The 18,827-nt window shown below is 72.9% G+C and carries 17 protein-coding genes; 7 read left to right on the forward strand and 10 right to left on the reverse strand.

What is annotated here, in order from left to right:
- Positions 1-106: 106 nt before the first annotated feature.
- Positions 107-541, forward strand: a complete 435-nt coding sequence (locus tag ACFYWQ_RS12465; RefSeq protein WP_389515489.1) for a VOC family protein — start codon at positions 107-109, stop codon at positions 539-541.
- Positions 542-854: 313 nt separating this feature from the next.
- On the opposite strand, the gene ACFYWQ_RS12470 is transcribed toward ACFYWQ_RS12465, so the two are convergent.
- Entirely contained in the window at positions 855-1,940 is a 1,086-nt protein-coding gene (locus ACFYWQ_RS12470) for a branched-chain amino acid aminotransferase (protein ID WP_389515491.1), read from the reverse strand.
- A gap of 201 nt (positions 1,941-2,141) precedes the next feature.
- The gene (locus ACFYWQ_RS12475; RefSeq protein ID WP_389515493.1) at positions 2,142-2,546 is read right to left on the reverse strand and encodes a DUF2000 domain-containing protein; all 405 of its coding nucleotides are present in this window, start codon (positions 2,544-2,546) and stop codon (positions 2,142-2,144) included.
- Positions 2,547-2,664: 118 nt separating this feature from the next.
- On the opposite strand from ACFYWQ_RS12475, the gene ACFYWQ_RS12480 reads away from it, so the two are divergent.
- Positions 2,665-3,207, forward strand: coding sequence for an Lrp/AsnC family transcriptional regulator (locus ACFYWQ_RS12480; RefSeq protein WP_389515495.1), 543 nt, complete (start codon positions 2,665-2,667; stop codon positions 3,205-3,207).
- Between the two features lie 7 nt (positions 3,208-3,214).
- On the opposite strand, the gene ACFYWQ_RS12485 is transcribed toward ACFYWQ_RS12480, so the two are convergent.
- From ACFYWQ_RS12485 to ACFYWQ_RS12515, 7 genes are all read right to left on the reverse strand, one after another.
- On the reverse strand, positions 3,215-4,378 hold the full coding sequence (locus ACFYWQ_RS12485; RefSeq protein ID WP_389515497.1) for an aminotransferase class I/II-fold pyridoxal phosphate-dependent enzyme: 1,164 nt from the start codon (positions 4,376-4,378) through the stop codon (positions 3,215-3,217).
- A 267-nt stretch (positions 4,379-4,645) separates the two neighbouring features.
- Positions 4,646-5,860, reverse strand: a complete 1,215-nt coding sequence (locus tag ACFYWQ_RS12490) for a cytochrome P450 (protein ID WP_389515499.1) — start codon at positions 5,858-5,860, stop codon at positions 4,646-4,648.
- Positions 5,857-7,809: an amino acid adenylation domain-containing protein gene (locus ACFYWQ_RS12495; protein ID WP_389515501.1), complete on the reverse strand. Its 1,953-nt coding sequence runs from the start codon at positions 7,807-7,809 to the stop codon at positions 5,857-5,859. The genes ACFYWQ_RS12490 and ACFYWQ_RS12495 overlap by 4 nt, the downstream gene beginning before the upstream one ends.
- Before the next feature lie 58 nt (positions 7,810-7,867).
- Complete coding sequence (locus ACFYWQ_RS12500; RefSeq protein WP_389515503.1) at positions 7,868-9,043, reverse strand: pyridoxal phosphate-dependent aminotransferase; 1,176 nt, start codon at positions 9,041-9,043, stop codon at positions 7,868-7,870.
- The gene (leuD, locus tag ACFYWQ_RS12505) at positions 9,040-9,675 is read right to left on the reverse strand and encodes a 3-isopropylmalate dehydratase small subunit (protein ID WP_389515947.1); all 636 of its coding nucleotides are present in this window, start codon (positions 9,673-9,675) and stop codon (positions 9,040-9,042) included. The genes ACFYWQ_RS12500 and leuD overlap by 4 nt, the downstream gene beginning before the upstream one ends.
- 17 nt (positions 9,676-9,692) lie before the next feature.
- Positions 9,693-11,156, reverse strand: a complete 1,464-nt coding sequence (gene leuC, locus ACFYWQ_RS12510) for a 3-isopropylmalate dehydratase large subunit (RefSeq protein ID WP_389515505.1) — start codon at positions 11,154-11,156, stop codon at positions 9,693-9,695.
- 2 nt (positions 11,157-11,158) lie between these two features.
- Complete coding sequence (locus ACFYWQ_RS12515; protein WP_389515507.1) at positions 11,159-12,346, reverse strand: LeuA family protein; 1,188 nt, start codon at positions 12,344-12,346, stop codon at positions 11,159-11,161.
- 551 nt (positions 12,347-12,897) lie between these two features.
- Between ACFYWQ_RS12515 and ACFYWQ_RS12520 the strand changes: the two genes are divergently transcribed.
- Complete coding sequence (locus ACFYWQ_RS12520) at positions 12,898-13,680, forward strand: thioesterase II family protein (protein ID WP_389515509.1); 783 nt, start codon at positions 12,898-12,900, stop codon at positions 13,678-13,680.
- On the opposite strand, the gene ACFYWQ_RS12525 is transcribed toward ACFYWQ_RS12520, so the two are convergent.
- Complete coding sequence (locus ACFYWQ_RS12525; protein WP_389515511.1) at positions 13,599-14,939, reverse strand: APC family permease; 1,341 nt, start codon at positions 14,937-14,939, stop codon at positions 13,599-13,601. The two genes, ACFYWQ_RS12520 and ACFYWQ_RS12525, sit on opposite strands and share 82 nt — an antisense overlap.
- Before the next feature lie 719 nt (positions 14,940-15,658).
- On the opposite strand from ACFYWQ_RS12525, the gene ACFYWQ_RS12530 reads away from it, so the two are divergent.
- From ACFYWQ_RS12530 to ACFYWQ_RS12545, 4 genes are all read left to right on the forward strand, one after another.
- Positions 15,659-16,357 carry a phosphoribosylaminoimidazolesuccinocarboxamide synthase gene (locus ACFYWQ_RS12530; RefSeq protein WP_389515512.1) on the forward strand — a complete coding sequence of 233 codons (699 nt, stop codon included), beginning with the start codon at positions 15,659-15,661 and terminating at the stop codon, positions 16,355-16,357.
- Complete coding sequence (locus ACFYWQ_RS12535; RefSeq protein ID WP_389515514.1) at positions 16,354-17,061, forward strand: SDR family oxidoreductase; 708 nt, start codon at positions 16,354-16,356, stop codon at positions 17,059-17,061. The genes ACFYWQ_RS12530 and ACFYWQ_RS12535 overlap by 4 nt, the downstream gene beginning before the upstream one ends.
- A 64-nt stretch (positions 17,062-17,125) precedes the next feature.
- Positions 17,126-17,566, forward strand: a complete 441-nt coding sequence (locus ACFYWQ_RS12540) for a hypothetical protein (protein WP_389515516.1) — start codon at positions 17,126-17,128, stop codon at positions 17,564-17,566.
- Positions 17,563-18,399 (forward strand): HAD family hydrolase, encoded by an 837-nt coding sequence (locus tag ACFYWQ_RS12545; RefSeq protein WP_389515518.1) that lies wholly within the window; start codon positions 17,563-17,565, stop codon positions 18,397-18,399. The genes ACFYWQ_RS12540 and ACFYWQ_RS12545 overlap by 4 nt, the downstream gene beginning before the upstream one ends.
- The last annotated feature ends 428 nt before the right edge of the window (positions 18,400-18,827 follow it).

Genomic DNA, 18,827 nt, shown 5'->3' on the forward strand with positions numbered 1-18,827 from the left:
CTTTTCCGGCGGGAACGATCGGCTGGTGCACCCGCCCGTCACACACTGTTCCTCGCCCATTCCCACCCGGAGTCGAGCGGCTGAACCCCCCTGCTACGGTGACCCGATGGCATCGGTCAGGCAGTTCCAGGTCACCTTCGACTGCGCGGATCCCGAGCGCGTCGCCCGCTTCTGGTGCGAGGTGCTGGGGTACGTGCTGCCCCCGCCTCCGGCAGGGTTCGCCACCTGGGACGAGGTCGACCGCTCGCTGCCTGCTGAGGAGCAGGGCGCATGGTCCGCCTGCGTAGATCCCTCGGGTGTGGGCCCGCGGCTGTTCTTCCAGCGTGTTCCCGAGGGGAAGGTCGCAAAGAACCGGGTGCATCTCGACGTGCGGGCCGGCACCGGTCTCGTGGGGGAAGAGCGCCTGGCCACGCTGGAGGCCGAATGCGCACGGCTGGTCGCGCTCGGCGCGGTACGCGTGCGGCTCCTGCCCGCCGACGACGAGAACGAGTCGTGCATCGTGATGCAGGACGTCGAGGGCAACGAGTTCTGTCTCGACTGAGCGTTCTCCGGCGTGGGCGGCCGTCGCCCTCACGGGCTCTCGCCGTCACCGCGCGAGGTCTCACCCGACGTCCGCGACGACCTCCGTCCACGCCGCGCCGTGTCCCGCACGGCCCGCCCAGGACGCCGTGCCGCGCAGCGCCGGCATGAGGGCGGGTGGGGTTCTCGGGGCGCGCATCAGCGAGTACAGCTCCGGTGATGGCCAGCCGTTTCAGCCCGCTCAGGTCGCCGCTGCGGGCGGCGACCTGCCGGCCCGGAAGACGCGGGGCAGGCCGACCCAGGCCCGGAAGACGCGGGGCAGGCCGACCCAGGGTTCAGAGGACGCGGCGCATCCAGCCGTGCCGGTCCTCCGCGCGGCCGTACTGGATGTCCAGGACGTGCCGGCGCAGGGCCACGGTGCGGCTGCCGGGTTCGCCGTCGCCGACGGTGAACTCGTAGCCGTCGCCCTTGAAGCGGACGATGGGGGTGACCACCGCGGCCGTGCCCGCGGCGAACACCTCGGTGACGCTGCCGTCGGCGGCTCCCGAGCGGAGTTCGTCCAGCGTGACGGTCCGCTCCTCGGGGGTCAGGCCGAAGTCGGCGGCCAGGGCGAGGACCGTGTCGCGGGTGACGCCGTCGAGGATGGTGCCGAGGGCCGGGGTGACGAGCCGGCCGTCCGAGGTGACCAGGCACAGGTTCATCGTGCCGGACTCCTCCAGGGTGCCCCCGCCCTCGCTGTCCAGGTACATGACCTGGTCGCAGCCGTGCTCCTGCGCCTCGATCTGCGCGGCCAGGCTCGCGGCGTAGTTGCCGCCGCACTTGGCGGCTCCCGTGCCGCCCCGGGCGGCGCGGGTGTAGCGGCTGCTCACCCAGAGGGTGACCCCGGTGACGCCGGAGGCGAAGTAGGGGCCGGCCGGGCTCGCGATCACCGAGTAGACCACCTCGGCGGCGGGGCGTACGCCGAGGAACGCCTCGCTCGCGAACATGAACGGGCGCAGGTACAGGCTCTCCTCGCCGCCGGGCACCGGAACCCACGCCTCGTCCGCCCGGACCAGCCCCTCCACGCTGGTGAGGAAGTCCTCCTCGGGCAGCTCCGGCAGTGCCATGCGGCGGGCGGAGCGGGCGAAGCGGCGGGCGTTGGCCTCGGGGCGGAACAGCCAGACGCTGCCGTCGGCGTGCCGGTACGCCTTGAGCCCCTCGAAGATCTCCTGCGCGTAGTGCAGCACGGCGGCGCTGGGGTGCAGCGTGTACGGCCGGAGCGGGCCGATCCCGCGGTCGTGCCAGCCCCCGTCCGGCGTCCACACCGCGGTGGCCATGTGGTCGGTGAAGTGCCGGCCGAACCCCGGCTCGGCGAGGATCGCCTTGCGCTCGGCCTCCGGGACCGGATCCGTCGATCGGGACAGGGGGTAGTCAGGGACCATGGCCAACTCCTCACGCCGTGACGGGTCGTGTGCGCGCGGGAGCAGCCGCTCCCGCGCGCACCCGGTCCGTCATGCTAGGCCAGGTCATCGCCCTCGCGGCAGCGCGCGCGCACGGGAGCGGGGCCCGTTGGGCACAGCCGGCCCGGCCGGCCCCTCGTATCCCTCCAGGGCTGCCGCCTCACCGCCGCGGGAGGGGGCCGTTCACAGCAGGGACAGGTGCCTGGTCAGCTTCGACACCTTGTTCCTCGGGCCGTGCACGATCACGCCGAGGTACTCGATCTCCTCGGCGGGGGTGGCCTTCAGGTCGGTGAGGTAGTCCTCGTAGTCCCGCGCCCTGCGCGCGGTCTCGGTGAGCGCGACCAGGCGTACCTCGTCGGCGGCCCGTGCGCGCTCCAGCAGTGTGGTCAGTTCCTGCACGGAGGCGGTCAGGACCGGGATGGGGTGGGTGTTGAGGCCGGGGTGGACGCCGCCCGAGGCGTCCTCGCCGTCGCGCCCGACGGAGTCGCCGATCCGGCCGCCGAGGGAGAGGGCGAGCACGGCGGAGGTGTTCGCCGCGTGCGCCGGGGGCAGGTCGTCGCGGAGCACGAGGGCGACTTTCGTTTGCATGGTCTTTCACCTCAGTAGCGGCCGTGTGTCCATCACTTCCCGCGAAGAGTAGTCCGATGGACGTCAACTGGGCTGATCAGCCGAACACTTGAGGTACGTGCATGCCACAATGGGCCGCATGGACGAACTTGATTCGGCGATCATCCGGCATCTCCAGCTGAACGCCCGGCAGTCCAACCGTGAACTGGCCCGCCAGATCGGGGTGGCCCCGTCCACCTCGCTCGAACGCGTGCGCTCCCTGGAGGAGCGGGGGGTGATCACCGGCTACCGCGCGGAGCTGAACCTCGCCGCGCTGAACCGGCACTACCAGGCGTTCGTCGCCGCGCAGGTCCGGCCGCTCAGCCGCACGGTCATCACCTCCTTCCAGGAGGCGGTCGCCAAGCTGCCGGAGGTGGTGGGCGTCTTCGTCGTCGCCGGTGGCGACGACTTCCTGATCCACGTCGCCGTGCAGAACAACGAGGCCCTGCACGCCTTCCTCATGGACCGCCTCAGCCAGCGGCGCGAGGTGGTCGGCTTCCGGACCATCGTGATCTTCCAGCACGCCCCCACGCCGCTGCTGTCCGCCCTGCCGGAGGCGTACCCCGCGTCCGCGGCGGCCCCGGCACCGGCCCGCGGAGCGGGGCGCGCGCGGAGCACCGGCCGCCTCGCCAAGGACGCCTGACGGGCACTCAGCGGGCGGCGACCAGCCGGGACACCGCCTCCTCCACCAGGTCGCCGCTCTTGCAGAAGCTGAACCGCGCGAGCCAGGCGGGGGCACCGGCGCCCTGGTAGAAGGCGCTCGTCGGTACGGCCACCACCTGGGCGCGCAGCGGGAGTTCACGACAGAACCGGGTGCCGTCCTCGTACCCCCAGGGGCGGACGTCGGCCTGGACGAAGTAGCCGCCCTGGCCGGGGACGGCGGGCAGTCCGGCCTTGCGCAGCCCCTCGCACAGCCGGTCGCGGTTCTGCTGGAGCTCGTCGCGGAGCCCGGCCACCCAGTCCAGGCCGGAGGTGAGCATGGCGGCCACGGCCGCCTGGAACGGCGTGCCGGACGCGTACGTCAGGTACTGCTTGGCGGAGGCCACCGCCGCCACCAGGGGCGCGGGGCCGCAGGCCCAGCCGATCTTCCAGCCGGTGACGTTGAACGACTTGCCGGCGGAGGAGATGACCAGCGTGCGCTCGCGCATGCCGGGCAGCGAGGCGATGGAGACATGGCGGACGCCGTCGTACACCAGGTGCTCGTAGACCTCGTCGGTGACGACCGTCAGGTCGTGCTCCTCGCAGACGGCGGCGATCTGCGCCAGTTCCCCGGGGGTGAAGACCTTGCCGGTGGGGTTGTGCGGCGAGTTGAGCAGCAGTACGCGGGTCCGCGGGCCGACCGCCCGGCGCAGCGCGTCGGCGTCGAGGGCGAACCCGTCCGCGGTGACGGCGAGCGGGGCGGCGGTCACGTCGGCGCCGGCCATCCGGGCGGCCGCCGGATAGGAGTCGTAGCAGGGGTCGAAGGTGAGGACGGTGTCGCCGGGATCGCAGAAGGCGAGCAGCGCGGAGGCGACGGCCTCGGTGGCGCCCGTGGTGACCAGGACCTCGTCGTCGGGGCGGTAGCTCACGCCGGTGGTCGTCAACCGGTGGCGGGCCACCGCCTCCTTCAGCTCGGGCAGCCCGGTCGCCGGTGGGTACTGGTTGCGGCCGGCGTCGATCGCGGCCACCGCGTGGGCGAGGATCTCCGGCGGGCTCGGCAGCTCCGGTACGCCCTGGCCGAGGTTGATCGAGCCGGTCCGCTCGGCGAGCCGGGTCATCTCGGTGAAGATCGACGTCCCGAAGTGGTGGGTGCGTTCCGCTGGGGACCAGCTCACGGCCATGGTGGTGACACGCTCCTCGCTCTGCCGGGCCGGCTGCGGCCCGGGGTGGGAATGAAGGGGGGCGGACGCCGCGGGCGGGCCGGGCGGGCCGCTGGTCGCGGTGTCCGCCCGGCCCGCTCCCAGGAGCCGGTCCGGCCCGTGCGGCGGGTGCCATCCGGACGCAGGGTCGCGGGGAACACCCGTGCCCATCCGGGCGCCGGGGCACGGGTGTCTCCCGTGACCCTACGGGCGCCCGGCCCCGGCGGTCGTCGTCCGCCGGCGTCAGTGCAGGGTGACGGGCATGCGGGTGATGCCCTGGATGAAGTTCGAGCGCAGCCGCCGGACCGGTCCGGCGAGGTCGATGCCGAGCTCGGGGTCGGTGATGCGGCGGAAGAGTATGCCCAGTTCGGTGTGGGCCACCATCGCCCCGATGCAGCGGTGGATGCCGACGCCGTAGGACAGGTGGCGGTTCGGGGAGCGGCTGATGTCGAAGACGTCCGGGGACTCGAACTGCGACGGGTCCCGGTTGGCCGACACGTTCCACAAGGTGACCGAGTCGCCCTCGCGCACCTCGCGGTCGCCGATCCTCAGGTCGCTCGTGGCCACCCGCATCACATACGCGTTGGTGGAGCTCCAGCGCAGGATCTCGTTGACCGTGCTGTCCATCAGGTCCGGCCGCCGCCTGAGCAGCGCGAGCTGCTCGGGGTGGTCGTGGAGGGCGAGCAGGCCGGTGCAGGCGGTGTACGAGGACGTCTCGTTGCCGCCGACCGCGACGTTCATGCAGTTGTAGAGGATGTCCTCCTCGGGCCAGGGACGGCCGTTGCGCTCGGCCTCGATCAGGAAGCTGATCAGGTCGTCGCCGGGGTTGCGGCGCCGCTCGCGGACGATCTCCGCGAAGAACTCGAAGATCTCGGCCTGGATCACGGCGAGCCGCAGCCGTTCGTCGTCGTCGGTGTCGACGTAGACGGGATCGCGGAAGCCGATCATCTTGCGGGTCAGGTCGATCAGTTCGCGGGCCTGGGTGTGGGAGACGCCCATCATCGCCATCACCGCGCCGGCCGGCAGTTCCGGGGCGATGTCGGTGGCGAAGTCGCAGCCGCCGTCGGCCCGTGCGCGGTCCACCGCGGCGTCCACCAGTTCGGTGACCTGGCGGGCGATGCGTCCCAGGATCCGGTGGGTGAAGGCCCGGTGCACCACCTGGCGGATCTGCCGCTGCCGCGGCGGGTCGGCGGCCACCAGCATGCGTCCGGCGGACGGGTCGGCCTGGCTGCGGAAGGAGCCGCCCAGCATGGGGCCGCCCTCGGAGCTGAAGCCCTCGTGGTCGTTGTAGAGGCGCGCGACGTCGTCGTAGCGGGTCACGGCCCAGAAGCCGCCGCCGTCCTCCGTGGTGTGCCAGTGGACGGGGTCGTTCTCCCGGAGCCAGGCCAGCATGTCGTAGTGCCGCTGGGCGACGAAGGCGTCCGGATCGGTCAGATCGATGGTCAGTACGGTGCTCATGCGGTCACCGGCTCCTCACGCCTGGTGCGGACGATCCCGGCGAGGGCGCCCAGTTCACTGGTGGTCAGGATCTCCCGCGCGCTGATGTCCACCGCCAGCTCGCGGACCAGCCGTCGCTGCATGCGGAACGCCAGCAGCGAGTTGCCGCCGAGGGCGAAGAAGTCGTCGTGCACGCCGATCTCCTCGACCGCGAGCAGCTCGCTCCACAGCTCCGCCAGGAACTTCTCCGTCTCGTCCCGGGGCGGCACGTGGTCCGCCCGGTGCCGCAGATGGGCGTCGATCAGCTCGGCGAGGCGCTTGGTGTCCCGCTTGCCGTGGTCGTTGGCGGGGATCTCCGCGACCTTGACGATCGAGCTCGGGACCATGAAGTCGGGCATCGCCTCCTGCGCGAAGGCGCGCAGTTCCTTCAGGGACACCTCGTCGTGCGGCACCACCAGCGCGACCAGGTGGCGGTCGGTGCCGGTGCCCGCCGCGAGCACGGCGACCTCCCGCAGCTGCGGGTGGCGGGCCAGGATCCGCTCGACCTCCCGGGGTTCGACCCGGTAACCGCGGATCTTGACCTGGTCGTCGGCGCGTCCCACGTAGCGCAGCGCGCCGTCGGGCCCGCGCAGGACCAGGTCGCCGGTGGCGTACATCCGGGCGCCCGTGGCGTGCGGGTCGGGCAGGAACCTTTCGGCGGTGAGGCCGGGCCGGCCCAGGTAGCCGCGGGCCACACCGGCTCCGGTGATGTGCAGCTCGCCGACCGTCCCGTCGGGCACCTCGTCGAGGCCGGCGTCGAGCACCAGCAGTCCGGTGCCGGCCAGTTCCCGGCCGATGGGCACGCTGTCCTCGCCGTCGGCGACGCCGGAGACACGGTGCGCCGAGCAGGCGGTCGTGCCCTCGGTGGGGCCGTAGAGGTTGTGGAACTCGCCCGCGAAGGAGCCGGAGAGCAGCTGGCGGCAGGCCTCCGGCAGGACGACGTCGCCGCCGGTGTGCAGGACCCGGAGCGTGGCGAACGCGTCCCGGTCCTCCTTGACCACGTGGTTGAACGCCATCGTCGGCACGAGCATCGCCGTGATGCGCCGGCGCCGCAGTTCGCGGCCGATGTCCCCGGTGAGCAGGTCCGGCATGGTCGGCAGGACCACGATCTCCGCGCCCCCCGCGAACGCGTACCAGGTCTCGAAGTGGAAGGCGTCGAACGACAGGCTGGAGACGTGCCCGACGCGGTCCTGCTCGGTCAGCGCGGGCAGCGCCGGGTTGGTCGCGAAGTGCACGAGGTTGTGGTGCTCCAGCACCACGCCCTTGGGCGTGCCGGACGAGCCCGAGGTGAACAGCAGGCAGGCGGCGTTGCGCCGGTGGACGTCGGGCAGCGGTTCGGCCGGCTGGGCCAGGCCGTCGAGGCCGAACTCCCAGACGTCCGTGCCGGCCGCCGCGGCCCGCGCGCTCTCCGAGGGGTCGGTGACCACCAGCGAGGGGCGGCTCTCGGTCAGCATCAGGTCGCGGCGGGCGTCGGGGTAGCGGGTGTCGACCGGTACGTAGGCGGCACCGGCCTTGAGGATGCCCAGCAGGGTGACGAAGACGGGGGTTCCGCGCCGCAGGTGGTAGGCGACGCGGTGCTCGGGGCCGATGCCGCGCTCGCGCAGGAGGGCGGCCACCAGGTCGGACCGCCGGTCGAGTTCCGCGTAACTCAGGGAGGTGGTGTCGTCGCTGACGGCGGGCCGGTCGGGGTGGCGGCGGGCCGTGTTCCGGAAGAGTTCGACCAGGGTGCCGGGACTGCCCGGCGGCGCGGCGGGCAGGTCGTGCCCGTCGGCGGTGAGGGCGTCCGCGTGGGCGACGCACTCGTCGCGCGTGCCGTCGTGGCCGGTCGGGTGCCAGCCGGGGGGCAGCGGCCGGCCGGACGGCCACACGCTCGGTGTGCCGTCGTCGGCGCGGACCAGGCGGTACAGGTCGGGGGCAGTCACTGCCGTCACAGGTTTCTCCTTGGGAAGAACGATCGGCGGGGCACCCTGGTGGTGTGCTCGCGGGCGCCTACAGGCCGTCGGCCAGTCGGCGTTCGGCCTCCGCGAGCACGTCGGTGCTCTTGTTGAAAGCGATGCGTACGTGCCCGGAGTCGGTGGTGTGGTCGCGGAAGAAGCAGCGGCCGGGCACGACGAGGACGCGGCGCCGGGTGGCGAGCCGCCGGACGAAGGTGTCGCAGTCCTCGTCGGTGATGCCGCGGATGTCGGCCATGATGTAGCAGCCGCCCTCGGGCGCCCGGCAGGGCAGCCCGGCGGCGGTGAACAGGCCGACCATCCGGTCCCGCAGGTGTTCCAGTCGCGCGGCGGGCTGCCAGGAGGCGTCCCGGAGGACTCCGGAGGCGGCGACCGCGCGTTGCAGCGGACCGCTCGCGCTGAAGCTGGTGGCGAGGTGCACCGCGCGCAGCCGCTCGGTGATCTGCGGACAGGCCCGCAGGTGCCCGATCCGCCAGCCGCTGAGCGCGTACGCCTTGGACAGGCTGCCGATGACGATGCTGCGGTCCCGCAGGGCGGGCACCTCGGCGGCGGACACGTGCCGTGCGCCGTCGTAGACGAACGGCGCGTACACCTCGTCGGAGATGAGGGTGACGTTCCACTTCTCGCAGAGCGCGGCCAGTTCCTCCAGCTCGGGCCGGGTGAGGGTCCGGCCGGTGGGGTTGGCCGGGGAGTTGACGATCACGGCGCGGGTGCGGGGCCCGAACGCGGCCTCCAGTTCCCGCGGGTCCCAGCGCCAGTCGGGTGCCTTCAGGCCCACGAAGCGGGGGACGCCGCCGGCCAGGGCGAGCGCGGCCAGGAAGTTCTCGTAGAACGGTTCCAGCAGCACCACCTCGTCGCCGGGGTCGACGGTGGCCAGCGTGGCCACGCTCAGCGCCTCCGAGGCGCCGGTGGTGATGGTCAGTTCGGTGCGCGGGTCGGGGCGGCCGGGGAGGGTGTCCGCGATCTGCTCGCGCAGGGTGAGGTTGCCGCTGGTGTCCTCGTACTGGTTGTCGCCGTGCAGCAGCTGCCCGGCGCCGGCCTCGAGGACGGCGGGCGGCGGCAGGGGGCTGCCGGGCACCCCGCCGGCCAGGTCGAGGGCGCCGAGTTCCTTGCCCAGGTGCAGCAGTTGGGCGAGGGAGCCGGCCGGGAGGGCGCCGACGCGGGCGGCGGCGCGGGGCAGGGCGCCGGCGGGGGCGGGGGCTGCTGTGGTCATGTCGCCTCCTGGGGGGTCCGGCCGCGCGGGACGGCCTCGTCGTCCGGGCGGATCGAGGGCAGCCAGTGGGGCCGTGACGTCTCGTACGCGGTGATGGCGTCGGCGTCGCGCAGGGTGACGGCGATGTCGTCGTACCCGTTGAGGAGCAGCCACCGGGTGCGCGCGTCGAGCTCGAAGGGCCAGCTGTCGCCGCCCCCGGTGACGGTGCCGGCGGCGACGTCGACGGTGACCTCCAGGGAGGGGTCCCGTTCCGAGGCGGTCATCAGCGTCTCGACGGCCGTCTCGGGCAGGACGACGGCCAGCAGCCGGTTCTTGAGGGCGTTGCGCCGGAAGATGTCGCCGAACCGGGACGACAGGACCACGACGAATCCCCAGTCGCGCAGCCCCCACACCGCGTGCTCGCGCGAGCTTCCGGTGCCGAAGTCGGGCCCGGCCAGCAGCACACTGGCGCCCGCCCGCTCGGGGCGTTCGAGGACGAAGCCGGGTTCGGCCCGCCAGCGGTGGAACACGGCGTCCTCGAAGCCCGACTTGGTCACGCGCTTGCAGAACTCGGCGGGCATGATCTGGTCGGTGTCGACGTTGCCGCGCCGCAGCGGGACGGTGCGGCCGGTGTGGCGCACCAGCGGGCGCAGGAGGTTCGGTGCCGACGTCACGGGAGGTCCTTGGGGGTGGTGAGGCGGCCGGTCACGGCGGTGGCCGCGGCGACGGCGGGCGAGACCAGGTGGACCCGGGAGCGTCCGCCGAGCCGTCCTTCGAAGTTGCGGTTGGAGGTGGTGGCGACCCGTTCCTGTCCGCTGGCGCGGTCGGGGTTGAGTCCGGGGCACATCGAGCACCCCGGCAGCCGCCACTCCGCGCCGGCCGCCTTGAACACCTGGTCGAGCCCTTCCTCCTCGGCCCGCAGGCGCACCTCGGCCGAGCCGGGCACGACGAGCATGCGGGTGCCGGTGGCCAGCCGCCGGCCGCGCAGCACGTCCGCCGCGGTCCGCAGGTCCTCCAGCCGCCCGTTGGTGCACGAGCCGACGAAGACCGCGTCGACGGTCACGTCCCGCAGGGGGGTGCCGGGGGTGAGCCCCATGTACTGGAGGGCGCGGGCCGCCGCCGCCCGCTCCTGCGGGTGGGCGAACTCCTCCGGTGAGGGCACGGTGCCCGAGACGGAGACCGTCTGCCCGGGGTTGGTGCCCCAGGACACCTGCGGGGAGAGGGCCGAGACGTCGAGGGTGACCGTGCGGTCGTAGACCGCGCCGGGGTCCGTCGGCAGGGTCCGCCAGTCGGCGAGCGCGTCCTGCCAGGCCTGGCCGGACGGTGCGTGCGGCAGTCCCTCCAGGTAGGCGAAGGTGGTCTCGTCGGGGGCGAACATCCCGGCGCGGGCCCCGGCCTCGATGCTCATGTTGCACATCGTCATGCGGCCCTCCATGGACAGGGTCCGCAGGGCCTCGCCGCGGTACTCCAGCAGGTGCCCCTGGGCGCCTCCGGGACCGATCCGGGCGATGAGGGCGAGGATGAGGTCCTTGGGGGTGACGTCGTCGGGCAGGGTGCCGGTGAACTCCGCCGCCATGGTGCGCGGCCGGGGCAGCGGCAGCGTCTGCGTGGCCAGGACGTGCTCGACGTCGCTGGTGCCGATCCCGAACGCCAGCGCGCCGAAGGCGCCGAGGGTGGAGGTGTGGCTGTCGCCGCAGACGGCGGTCATCCCCGGCTGGACCAGGCCCAGTTGCGGGGCGACGACGTGGACGATGCCCTGCCGGGCGTGGCCCATGCGGTAGAGCTGGACGCCGTGCTCGGCGCAGTTGCGGCGCAGGGTCTCCAATTGCAGCCGGCCCACGGGGTCGTGCAGTTCGCCGGTGTCCGTGGGGACGTTGTGGTCCTCGACCGCGACCGTCAGGTCGGGGCGCCGGATCGTGCGTCCGGTCAGCCGCAGTCCGTCGAAGGCCTGCGGTGAGGTGACCTCGTGCATCAGGTGCAGGTCGATGTAGAGCAGGTCTTCGGTGCCGGCGGGGCTGTCCGTGCCGGCCGTGCTGTCGGTGCCGGCGGGACTGTCCGTGCCGGCCGTGCTGTCGGCCGGCCGGGCCACCCGGTGCCGTTCCCAGATCTTCTCCGCCAGGGTGCGGGGACGCACCACTACACCCCCGTGGTGGTCGCGGGCGTCACGGCGAGTTCGCGGGCGAGCCGTTCCCGGACCACCGAGAGCTCCTCGCAGTCGCCTCCGACGCGTTCCTCGACGTGGGTCCGGTACAGCTCGGTCAGTTTCTCGTCGCTCACCTGGACGCCGAGGTCGTCGAGGAGGTAGCGCAGCACGGAGCGGCCCGAGTGGCGGCCGATGAGGATGGAACGCTGCCGTCCGAAGCGCGCCGGCTCGACGTACTCGTACGTGGCCGGATTGCGCAGCACGCCCTGCTGGTGGACGCCGGCGGCCGTGCCGAAGGCGTAGGTGCCGAAGATCGCCTTGTTCCTCGGCTCCTCCAGCCGGATCACCTCGCGCAGCGCGGCGTACGCCTCGTACAGGCCCTCCGTCGTGACGTCGGTGCGCAGGCCGAGTTCCTCGCTCTTGTAGGCGAGCAGGGCGGCGATCTCCTCGAGCGCGGTGTTGCCGGCCCGTTCACCGATGCCGCCCAGGGTGGCCTGGACCTCGTCGGCGCCGGCCTGGAGACCGGCGACGGCGTTGGCGAGCGCCAGGCCGAAGTCGTTGTGGCAGTGGGTGGAGATGCGCACCGGGGACGGCGCCCACGAGCGGAAGGCGGCGATCAGGTCGCCGTACTCCTGCGGGGTCAGGCAGCCGGAGGTGTCGCCGATGACGAAGCAGTCGGCGCCCGCCTCGACGGCGCGGACGGTGATCTCGCGGAGCAGGTCGTGCTCGCCGCGGCTGGCGTCCTCGATGGGCACCGAGACCGAGGTGACGCCGAGGCTGCGGGCGAAGGAGACGGCGTCGACGACCTCGTCGACGGCTTCCTTCCGGGTGATCTGCCGCTTGTGCTCCAGGTGCAGGTCGCTGCCGGTGGCCATGACCTGGACCTCGTGGTTGTCCACGCCGCCGGCCTCGACGGCCGTCTCGATGTCGGCGCGGACCGCCCGGCAGAAGGTGACGAACTTCGCGCGGGTCAGGTGCTGGGATATCAGGCGGGTGGCCTGGAACTCGCTGGGCGAGGATGCGGGGAAACCGGTTTCGATGGAATCGACGCCCAGCGCCTCGATACGCAGGGCCAGATCGAGCTTGTCCTCCGGGCGCATGGCGTTGGCGGGAGCCTGCTCGCCGTCCCGGAGCGTGGTGTCGAAAACGGAAACGCGACGTACCGAGGATTCCTGTTGCATTGGCGTCCTTCCATCCGATACCCGACTCGTCCGTCCCCTTTCCCCTACCACTGCGGCACGCGAAGAAAGCGGCGCTGAGCTGGGCCAAGAGGGGTGGGAATCGAAATCGACGAAGTCGGGTATGCCCGTTGGGAGATGTGCGGCACACACGGAGAGTGATCTCTCGGGAATCGGTCGCTTCGAGGCTACCCCACGCCCTTGCGACGGTCCATCGGAATCCCTGACTGCAAAGCCATGTTCACACTCCGGTCGACGGCCCTTCAAGAACACCGGCCGGCCCGGGATCGACCGAAGGCAATCTCCCGAATGCACGGTGGGCGGCATGCGGTATCCCGAGGTTCGGGCACTGCACAGTAAATTTTCCGCCAGGGTGGCGGTTTCGCCGAACGGGCGGCGTGCGGCACCAAACATTCCGCAACGCGCGGCGCACATATTCGGTCACCCCGACGGACCGGCACCTTCCAGAAAGGGCAAAGAATTTCTTTGAATCACTTGACACACCCGCCGGAAAAGATGGCAGAGTCCTGATCGGTCCGGGGAAGGAGCGCCGCATGCCGGCAGTCGAGAAGAGTTATCTCAGGACAGGGGAACGGAATGCCCCGGTCCGCCTGCTCGCTTTTCACCACGGGGGTGGGTCGGCACTGTCGTTCCTGCCGCTCACCCGGAGTCTTCCGGGCCTGTGCGAGACGTTCGTTTTTGAACTCACCGGGCGGTCCGGCGACGCGGACGGGGCACCGGCGGCCGATTACGCGGAGGCCTGTGCGCGATTCGCCGCCGACGCGGTGGACATCGTGGACCGACCCGTCGTCGTCATCGGCCACAGCCTGGGCGCGCTGTTCGCGCACAACGTCGCCGCCCTGCTCCCGGACGACCGGCGGCACCTGGTGCACACGGTGATCGTCTCCGCCTCGCGATCGGCCGCGTCCACCGCCGAGACCGCGCCGATGCCGGACGAGCCGTTCGTCGTCCGCAGCCGCGCGTCACTCCTCGGGGACCTGCACGCCTTCGGCGGTGTGCAGCCGGAACTGCTCCAGGACCCGGACTTCGTCGACGCGACGATCACCCTGATGGGGTACGACCTGCACCTGGCGGACACCTACACGCTCCCGCGGCCCGGCCCGACGGACGTGCCGCACCAGGTCTGGTACGGCACGGACGACGCCACGCTGCCCGAGGAGGAGCGGTCGCGCTGGGACGAGAGCTGTGTCGTACCGCCCGTCCACCGGGGTTTCCCCGGCGGCCACTTCTACCTCTACGAACGTCCGGAGCCGGGGGCCGCGCTGGGCGAGCTCGTCACCGCGGCGGCGTCGACCGCGGCCGGCTCCTCGGCCTGAACGACGGGACGGCCGGCGCCGGGCCCGTGCCGGCGCCGCCAGTACAGCGCCGCGCAGCCGGCGACCGCGAGCGGCAGCACCAGCAGCCATCCGCTGAACGCCATCACGACCAGGGTGAAGACGACGGCGGCGCAGGCGGCGTACCACAGCGGGGTACGGCGGGGCAGCAGCCGCAGTGAGGCGGCCATCCCGGCGGCGGTGACGGCGGCCAGGAACGCCGAGGTGACCCGCATGAGCGGATCCAGCGGAACGGTCAGCAGCGCGGCGACGAGCGTGAGGGCGCCGGTGAGCACCGCCTGCACGGTGAGGCTGCGGCGCGGGACCTGGCCCGCTCCCCCGCCCTTGGCCAGCAGGCCGGGCAGCGCGCCGTCGCGGCCCAGCGCCGCTCCCAGCCGGGCGGCGCCCGCGATGAAGGTGTTGACCGCGCCCAGGCTCAGGCAGATGGCCGCGGCGGCGGTCAGTCCGCGCGCGCCGGTCCCGACGCCGCGCTCCAGCAGCAGCATCAGCGGGACGTCGGAGCTGCGCGCCCGCTCCCCGAGCGCGCCGATGGTGACGAAGGACAGGCCGAGGTAGAGGACGCCGACGATGGTCAGGGTGATCACGGTGGCCCGCGGCAGATGCCGCCGGGGGTGCGCGAACTCCGCGGACAGGTGGCTGGCCGCCTCCCACCCGCTGAAGGCGTAGAACAGCACCAGGGCGGCCGAGCCGATCGACAGCCACCCTTCGGGCATGAACGGGGTGAAGTGGCCGGCCGTGACGTGCGGCGCGGCGAAGACGGTGGCGCACGCGAGGAGCAGCACCAGCAGTCCGACGAGGACCAGCTGGAGCCGTCCGGACACCTGGAGTCCGGCGTAGTTGGCGGCGACGGCCACCGCGAGGATCACCGCGGCCGCCCCGTATCCGGCGCGGTGCGACAGGCCCAGCACCTCGGCGACGTAGTTGCCGCCCGCCATGGCGCCGGCCAGCACGCCGGCCGGTACGGCCGCGTAGAACAGCCAGCCCACGCAGGCGGCGGCCCGGGGGCCGAAGGCGCGGGCGACGAAGTTGGCGACGCCGCCGCCGTCGGGGTAGCGCGCGCCGAGCGCGGCGAACGTCACCGCGACGGGGACGCTGAGCAGCAGCAGGACGGCCCAGGAGACCATCGAGGCGGGCCCCGCCGCGGCGGCCGCCAGTGCCGGCAGTGCCAGCACTCCCGGCCCCAGGACGGCGCCGATGTACAGAGCTGTTCCCTGCCCCAGTCCGAGGCGGCCCCCGTGCATGAAACGTTCCCCTTCCACATCGGACGATCACGCGCTGCCCGCCGGCCTTCGAGACACGGCAGAGCGAGGTCCCCCGCTGATCATCCGTGGAAAGTCTAGGCAGCGGCCCCGGCCGCCCACACGGATGCCGTACGAATGTTCGGCGCACCCGCGGAATCCGTGCTCGCGCGCGAACAAGATTCGGCGCCATCCGTGCACCACCGGTCATGTGGCCGCCAGGATTACCTCTCGTTCCACCGCCCATTGCCGACGTCCGGACACCACCCGCCGGCGCCGCCGCTTCCCGTCGCTTCCCGTCGTTTCCCGTCGTTTCCCAGCTGCCGACCGATGGAAATTGGCCACCTTTCCCGAGCGCGGCCGGGCCACCCCCATACCGGGCGATGTCACGTCGAAACGGCGGCATGGAATCAATGCTTCCGACCCGTTCCGCCGGCAGCGCGGCGGACGAGCATTCCGAATTCTGAGACCGCGAAGTCGATGATGTTTCCGGCGATCCGGCGGGAGGTAAGGTCTCTCCAGCCTCCACGGGCTTGTACCGCGACCGCACCGGGGACTGAGTGCGGTGCGCGGGTCCGCGCCTCATGCGCAGAGCGTTTCCTCCGACTTCCCGGCCGAGGGCGACGGCTCCGAGAGCCTTGTTCCCTCCGCGTGCCGTGTTCCGCTCCATTCCACCGTCGGGCCCCCGCGCACGGGGCCATCGAGTAGGGGAGGACAAGACAATGGCAGGAATCGACCGGCAGCCCGACATCGAGGGTCGCAGCAAGCGACTGTGGCTCAATGACGACGGAACCTGCGACATCGAACTCATTCCGAGTCTGCGCAGCTACACCTACGACCGTGACGAGATGATCCCGCAGACCGCGCGGCTCCGGCTCGACTTCTACGAACTGGCCGCCGCGAGACTCGCCGAGAAGGGAGTGCGCACGGTTTTCCTGGAACGACTCGGTGACATTTCCTACCGCGCTTCCTACATTCCGGCCCCGCCCTTCGAAGTGATCGTGAAGAACCTCGCCACCGGGTCGACGACCCGTAAGTATCCGGGGCTCTTTCCGGAGGGCCACCGGTTCAACCCGCCGGTGGTGAAGTTCGACTACCGCATCGACCCCGAGGACCAGCCGATCGGCGAGGACTACCTGAGGGCGGCCGGCACCGACGTGGAGGCGTTCCGCGAGGTGGCCCTGGAGACCAACGCCCTGCTGCGCTCCTGGCTGGCCCCGCTCGACCTGTGGGACTTCTGTCTGGTGATCGGCGTCGACGGCGAGGGCCGGCCGGTCATCAACTCCGAGATCTCCCCGGACTGCATGCGGCTGCGCGACGACGTCGGCAACCCCCTGGACAAGGACCTCTTCCGGCAGGGCGCCGACCCGGCGACGATCATCTCGACCTGGACCGACCTGGTCCGCCGGGTCCGGGGATGACGGCGGCCGGAGGCGGCCGCACGGTGCTGCTGACCGGTGCCAACCGGGGAACCGGCAGGGCGGTCGCCGAGGAACTCCGGGCGGCCGGCTGGCGGGTGTGGGGGCTGGGCCGGACACCGGCCGACCTGCCCGGGGTGGAGAACGTCCACTGCGACCTGCGCCGGCCGCAGGACGTGGGCCCGGCCGTCCGGCAGGCGGCCGAACGGGCCGGCGGTCTCGACGCCGTCGTCGCCAACGGCGTGGAACGCGCCCTGGGCGACCTGGCCACGCTGCCCCTGGAGCGCTGGCAGGAGGCCCTGGACGTCAACCTCACCTCGGTGATCGCGCTGGTCCAGGCCGCACTGCCGTCCCTGCGCGCCCGCGGCGGCCGGATCGTCCTGATGGGTTCGCACGCGGGGAGCCGGTTCTTCGAGGGAGGGGCGGCCTACTGCGCCACCAAGGCCGCGCTCAAGGCGATCACCGAGGTGCTGCTGCTGGAGGAGCGCCACCACGGGGTGGGCACCACGCTCGTCAGCCCGGGCGCCATCGCGAACCTGCCCGGTGACACCTCACCGCTGAAGATGGCCACCTCCTCGGTGGCCGCCACGGTCCGGTGGGTGCTGGAGGCGCCCGGCGACACGGTCGTCGGTGAGGTGGAACTGCGTCCGGCCCGGCTGCCCGAGGAGGTACCCGTCACCGGCCTGGACCGTCTCCAGGCCGTATGAAACCGCAGGCCGCGCGAGAGCGGAGGCCGTCCCGACCGCAGGCCGTACGAACGCGGAGGAGACCATGAGCGAGCCCGGCACCACCACCCGTCCGTCCGTCGACTGGGACGCCGGCATCGGCGTCCTGACCATCCGGGCGGACGGCCTGGCACCGCACGCCCAGCGGGCCACGGTCACCTTCCACTCCCGCGTCTGGATCTGGCTCGACGACCACGCGCAGCCCACCACCGTCGACCTCCTCGACGTCCCCGAGATCATGGCGCGGGTGGTGCCCCGGGCCCGGCGCGCCGACGACGGGGAGCCGGGCGACCGGGGCGTGATCCGCTGGCTGCTCGACCCCGACAGCGACTGGGTGTGGATGCCGCTGGGCGACGGTCCCGACCGGAGCCGGCTGGTCCGCGAGGGCCGGGTGGAGGTCTGGCTCACCGGCGACCTGCCGCTGCGCGTGCGGCTGTGGGTCCCGGTGAGCGGAACGGCCGACCGCGGCGCCGGGACACCGCGGTGAACGGCGTGGCCGGTGTGCGGCTGGTCTGCACCGATCTCGACGGCACGCTGCTCGACGCGGCGGGGACCGTCGGCCCGGCCACCCGCGCCGCCCTGGCGGAGGCGGACCGCAGGGGCCTGCCCGTGGCCTACGTGACGGGCCGGCCCCTGCGGGACGCGCTGGGCGCGGTCCACGACCACGGGTTCCGGGGGCTCGTCGTGTGCAGCAACGGGGCGGTGACCGCGGAGGCGTCCACCGGCCGGGTGCTGGAGCGGCGCGGGTTCACCGCCGGGGACGCCGCGCGGCTGCTGGCGCGCCTGCGGGCCCGGGTCCCCGGTGTGGTGCTGGGGGTGGACACCGTACGCGGGCTCTGGCTGGAGCCGGGGTTCGCGGAGCTGGTGCCCGACTGCTGGACGCACACGGCGGTGCCGGACGCCGTGGCGGCCCTTGCGGCGGACGATCCGCCGGTGAAGGTCCTGGCCGTGCACGCCGGGCTGCCGGCGGCACCGCTCGGGGACCTGCTCGTGCGGCCGGGCGACGCGGTGGAGGCCACCCGTTCGACACCGCACTTCGTGGAGATCTCGCCGCGCGGCGTCGACAAGGGCGCCTCGCTGCGCCGGCTGGCCGGCCACTACGGCGTGCCGGTCACGGCCACCGCGGCCGTCGGCGACATGCCCAACGACCTGCCGATGCTGCGGGCCGCGGGGCTCGCCGCGGCCGTGGCGAACGCCCACCCGGAGGTACTGGCCGCCGCCGACCTCGTCCTGCCCGCCAACGATCAGGAGGGCGTGGCACGACTCGTCGAGGCCATCTGCGCCGGCCTGCCCGCCCCGGCGGCCCGCCCGACCCGATGAGCACGGACCGACCGTCCTGAGCGCGGGCCGGTGAACCCCGGCCGGCTGTCCGCCCCGCCCGGTCAACCCCGCCCGGTGAGCGCGGACCGGCCGTCCGACACGCCCGGTGCCCCCGCCCGGCTGTCCACCCCGTGCAGTGAGCGCGGGCCGGGCGAAGGACCGCACGGACCAGCCGGACGCCGGACAGACCGCCCCCCGGTACGCCCGGACACCGGGCGCACCGCCGCGGGGCCGGCCCGGCGTTCGGCGGACCGCCGCCGGGCGGACCGCCGCCAGCACAAGCCGACGCCCGCCGAACCGCCGCCGGGCCAGCCCGACGTCCGCCGCCGGGTGAGCCGCCTCCGGGCAGGCGGACCGCCAGGCAGACGGACCGCCAGGCAGACGGACCGCCAGGCAGGCGGACCGCCAGGCAGGCGGACCCCCGGGCA

The organism is Streptomyces sp. NPDC003247 (assembly GCF_042888135.1).
Taxonomy (GTDB): Bacteria; Actinomycetota; Actinomycetes; order Streptomycetales; family Streptomycetaceae; genus Streptomyces.

Coding starts and splice junctions, on each gene's coding strand:
- ACFYWQ_RS12465 (WP_389515489.1), top strand. CDS start 107: ATGGCATCGGTCAGGCAGTTCCAGGTCACCTTCGACTGCGCGGATCCC.
- ACFYWQ_RS12470 (WP_389515491.1), bottom strand. CDS start 1,940: ATGGTCCCTGACTACCCCCTGTCCCGATCGACGGATCCGGTCCCGGAG.
- ACFYWQ_RS12475 (WP_389515493.1), bottom strand. CDS start 2,546: ATGCAAACGAAAGTCGCCCTCGTGCTCCGCGACGACCTGCCCCCGGCG.
- ACFYWQ_RS12480 (WP_389515495.1), top strand. CDS start 2,665: ATGGACGAACTTGATTCGGCGATCATCCGGCATCTCCAGCTGAACGCC.
- ACFYWQ_RS12490 (WP_389515499.1), bottom strand. CDS start 5,860: ATGAGCACCGTACTGACCATCGATCTGACCGATCCGGACGCCTTCGTC.
- ACFYWQ_RS12500 (WP_389515503.1), bottom strand. CDS start 9,043: ATGACCACAGCAGCCCCCGCCCCCGCCGGCGCCCTGCCCCGCGCCGCC.
- ACFYWQ_RS12515 (WP_389515507.1), bottom strand. CDS start 12,346: ATGCAACAGGAATCCTCGGTACGTCGCGTTTCCGTTTTCGACACCACG.
- ACFYWQ_RS12520 (WP_389515509.1), top strand. CDS start 12,898: ATGCCGGCAGTCGAGAAGAGTTATCTCAGGACAGGGGAACGGAATGCC.
- ACFYWQ_RS12525 (WP_389515511.1), bottom strand. CDS start 14,939: ATGCACGGGGGCCGCCTCGGACTGGGGCAGGGAACAGCTCTGTACATC.
- ACFYWQ_RS12530 (WP_389515512.1), top strand. CDS start 15,659: ATGGCAGGAATCGACCGGCAGCCCGACATCGAGGGTCGCAGCAAGCGA.
- ACFYWQ_RS12535 (WP_389515514.1), top strand. CDS start 16,354: ATGACGGCGGCCGGAGGCGGCCGCACGGTGCTGCTGACCGGTGCCAAC.
- ACFYWQ_RS12540 (WP_389515516.1), top strand. CDS start 17,126: ATGAGCGAGCCCGGCACCACCACCCGTCCGTCCGTCGACTGGGACGCC.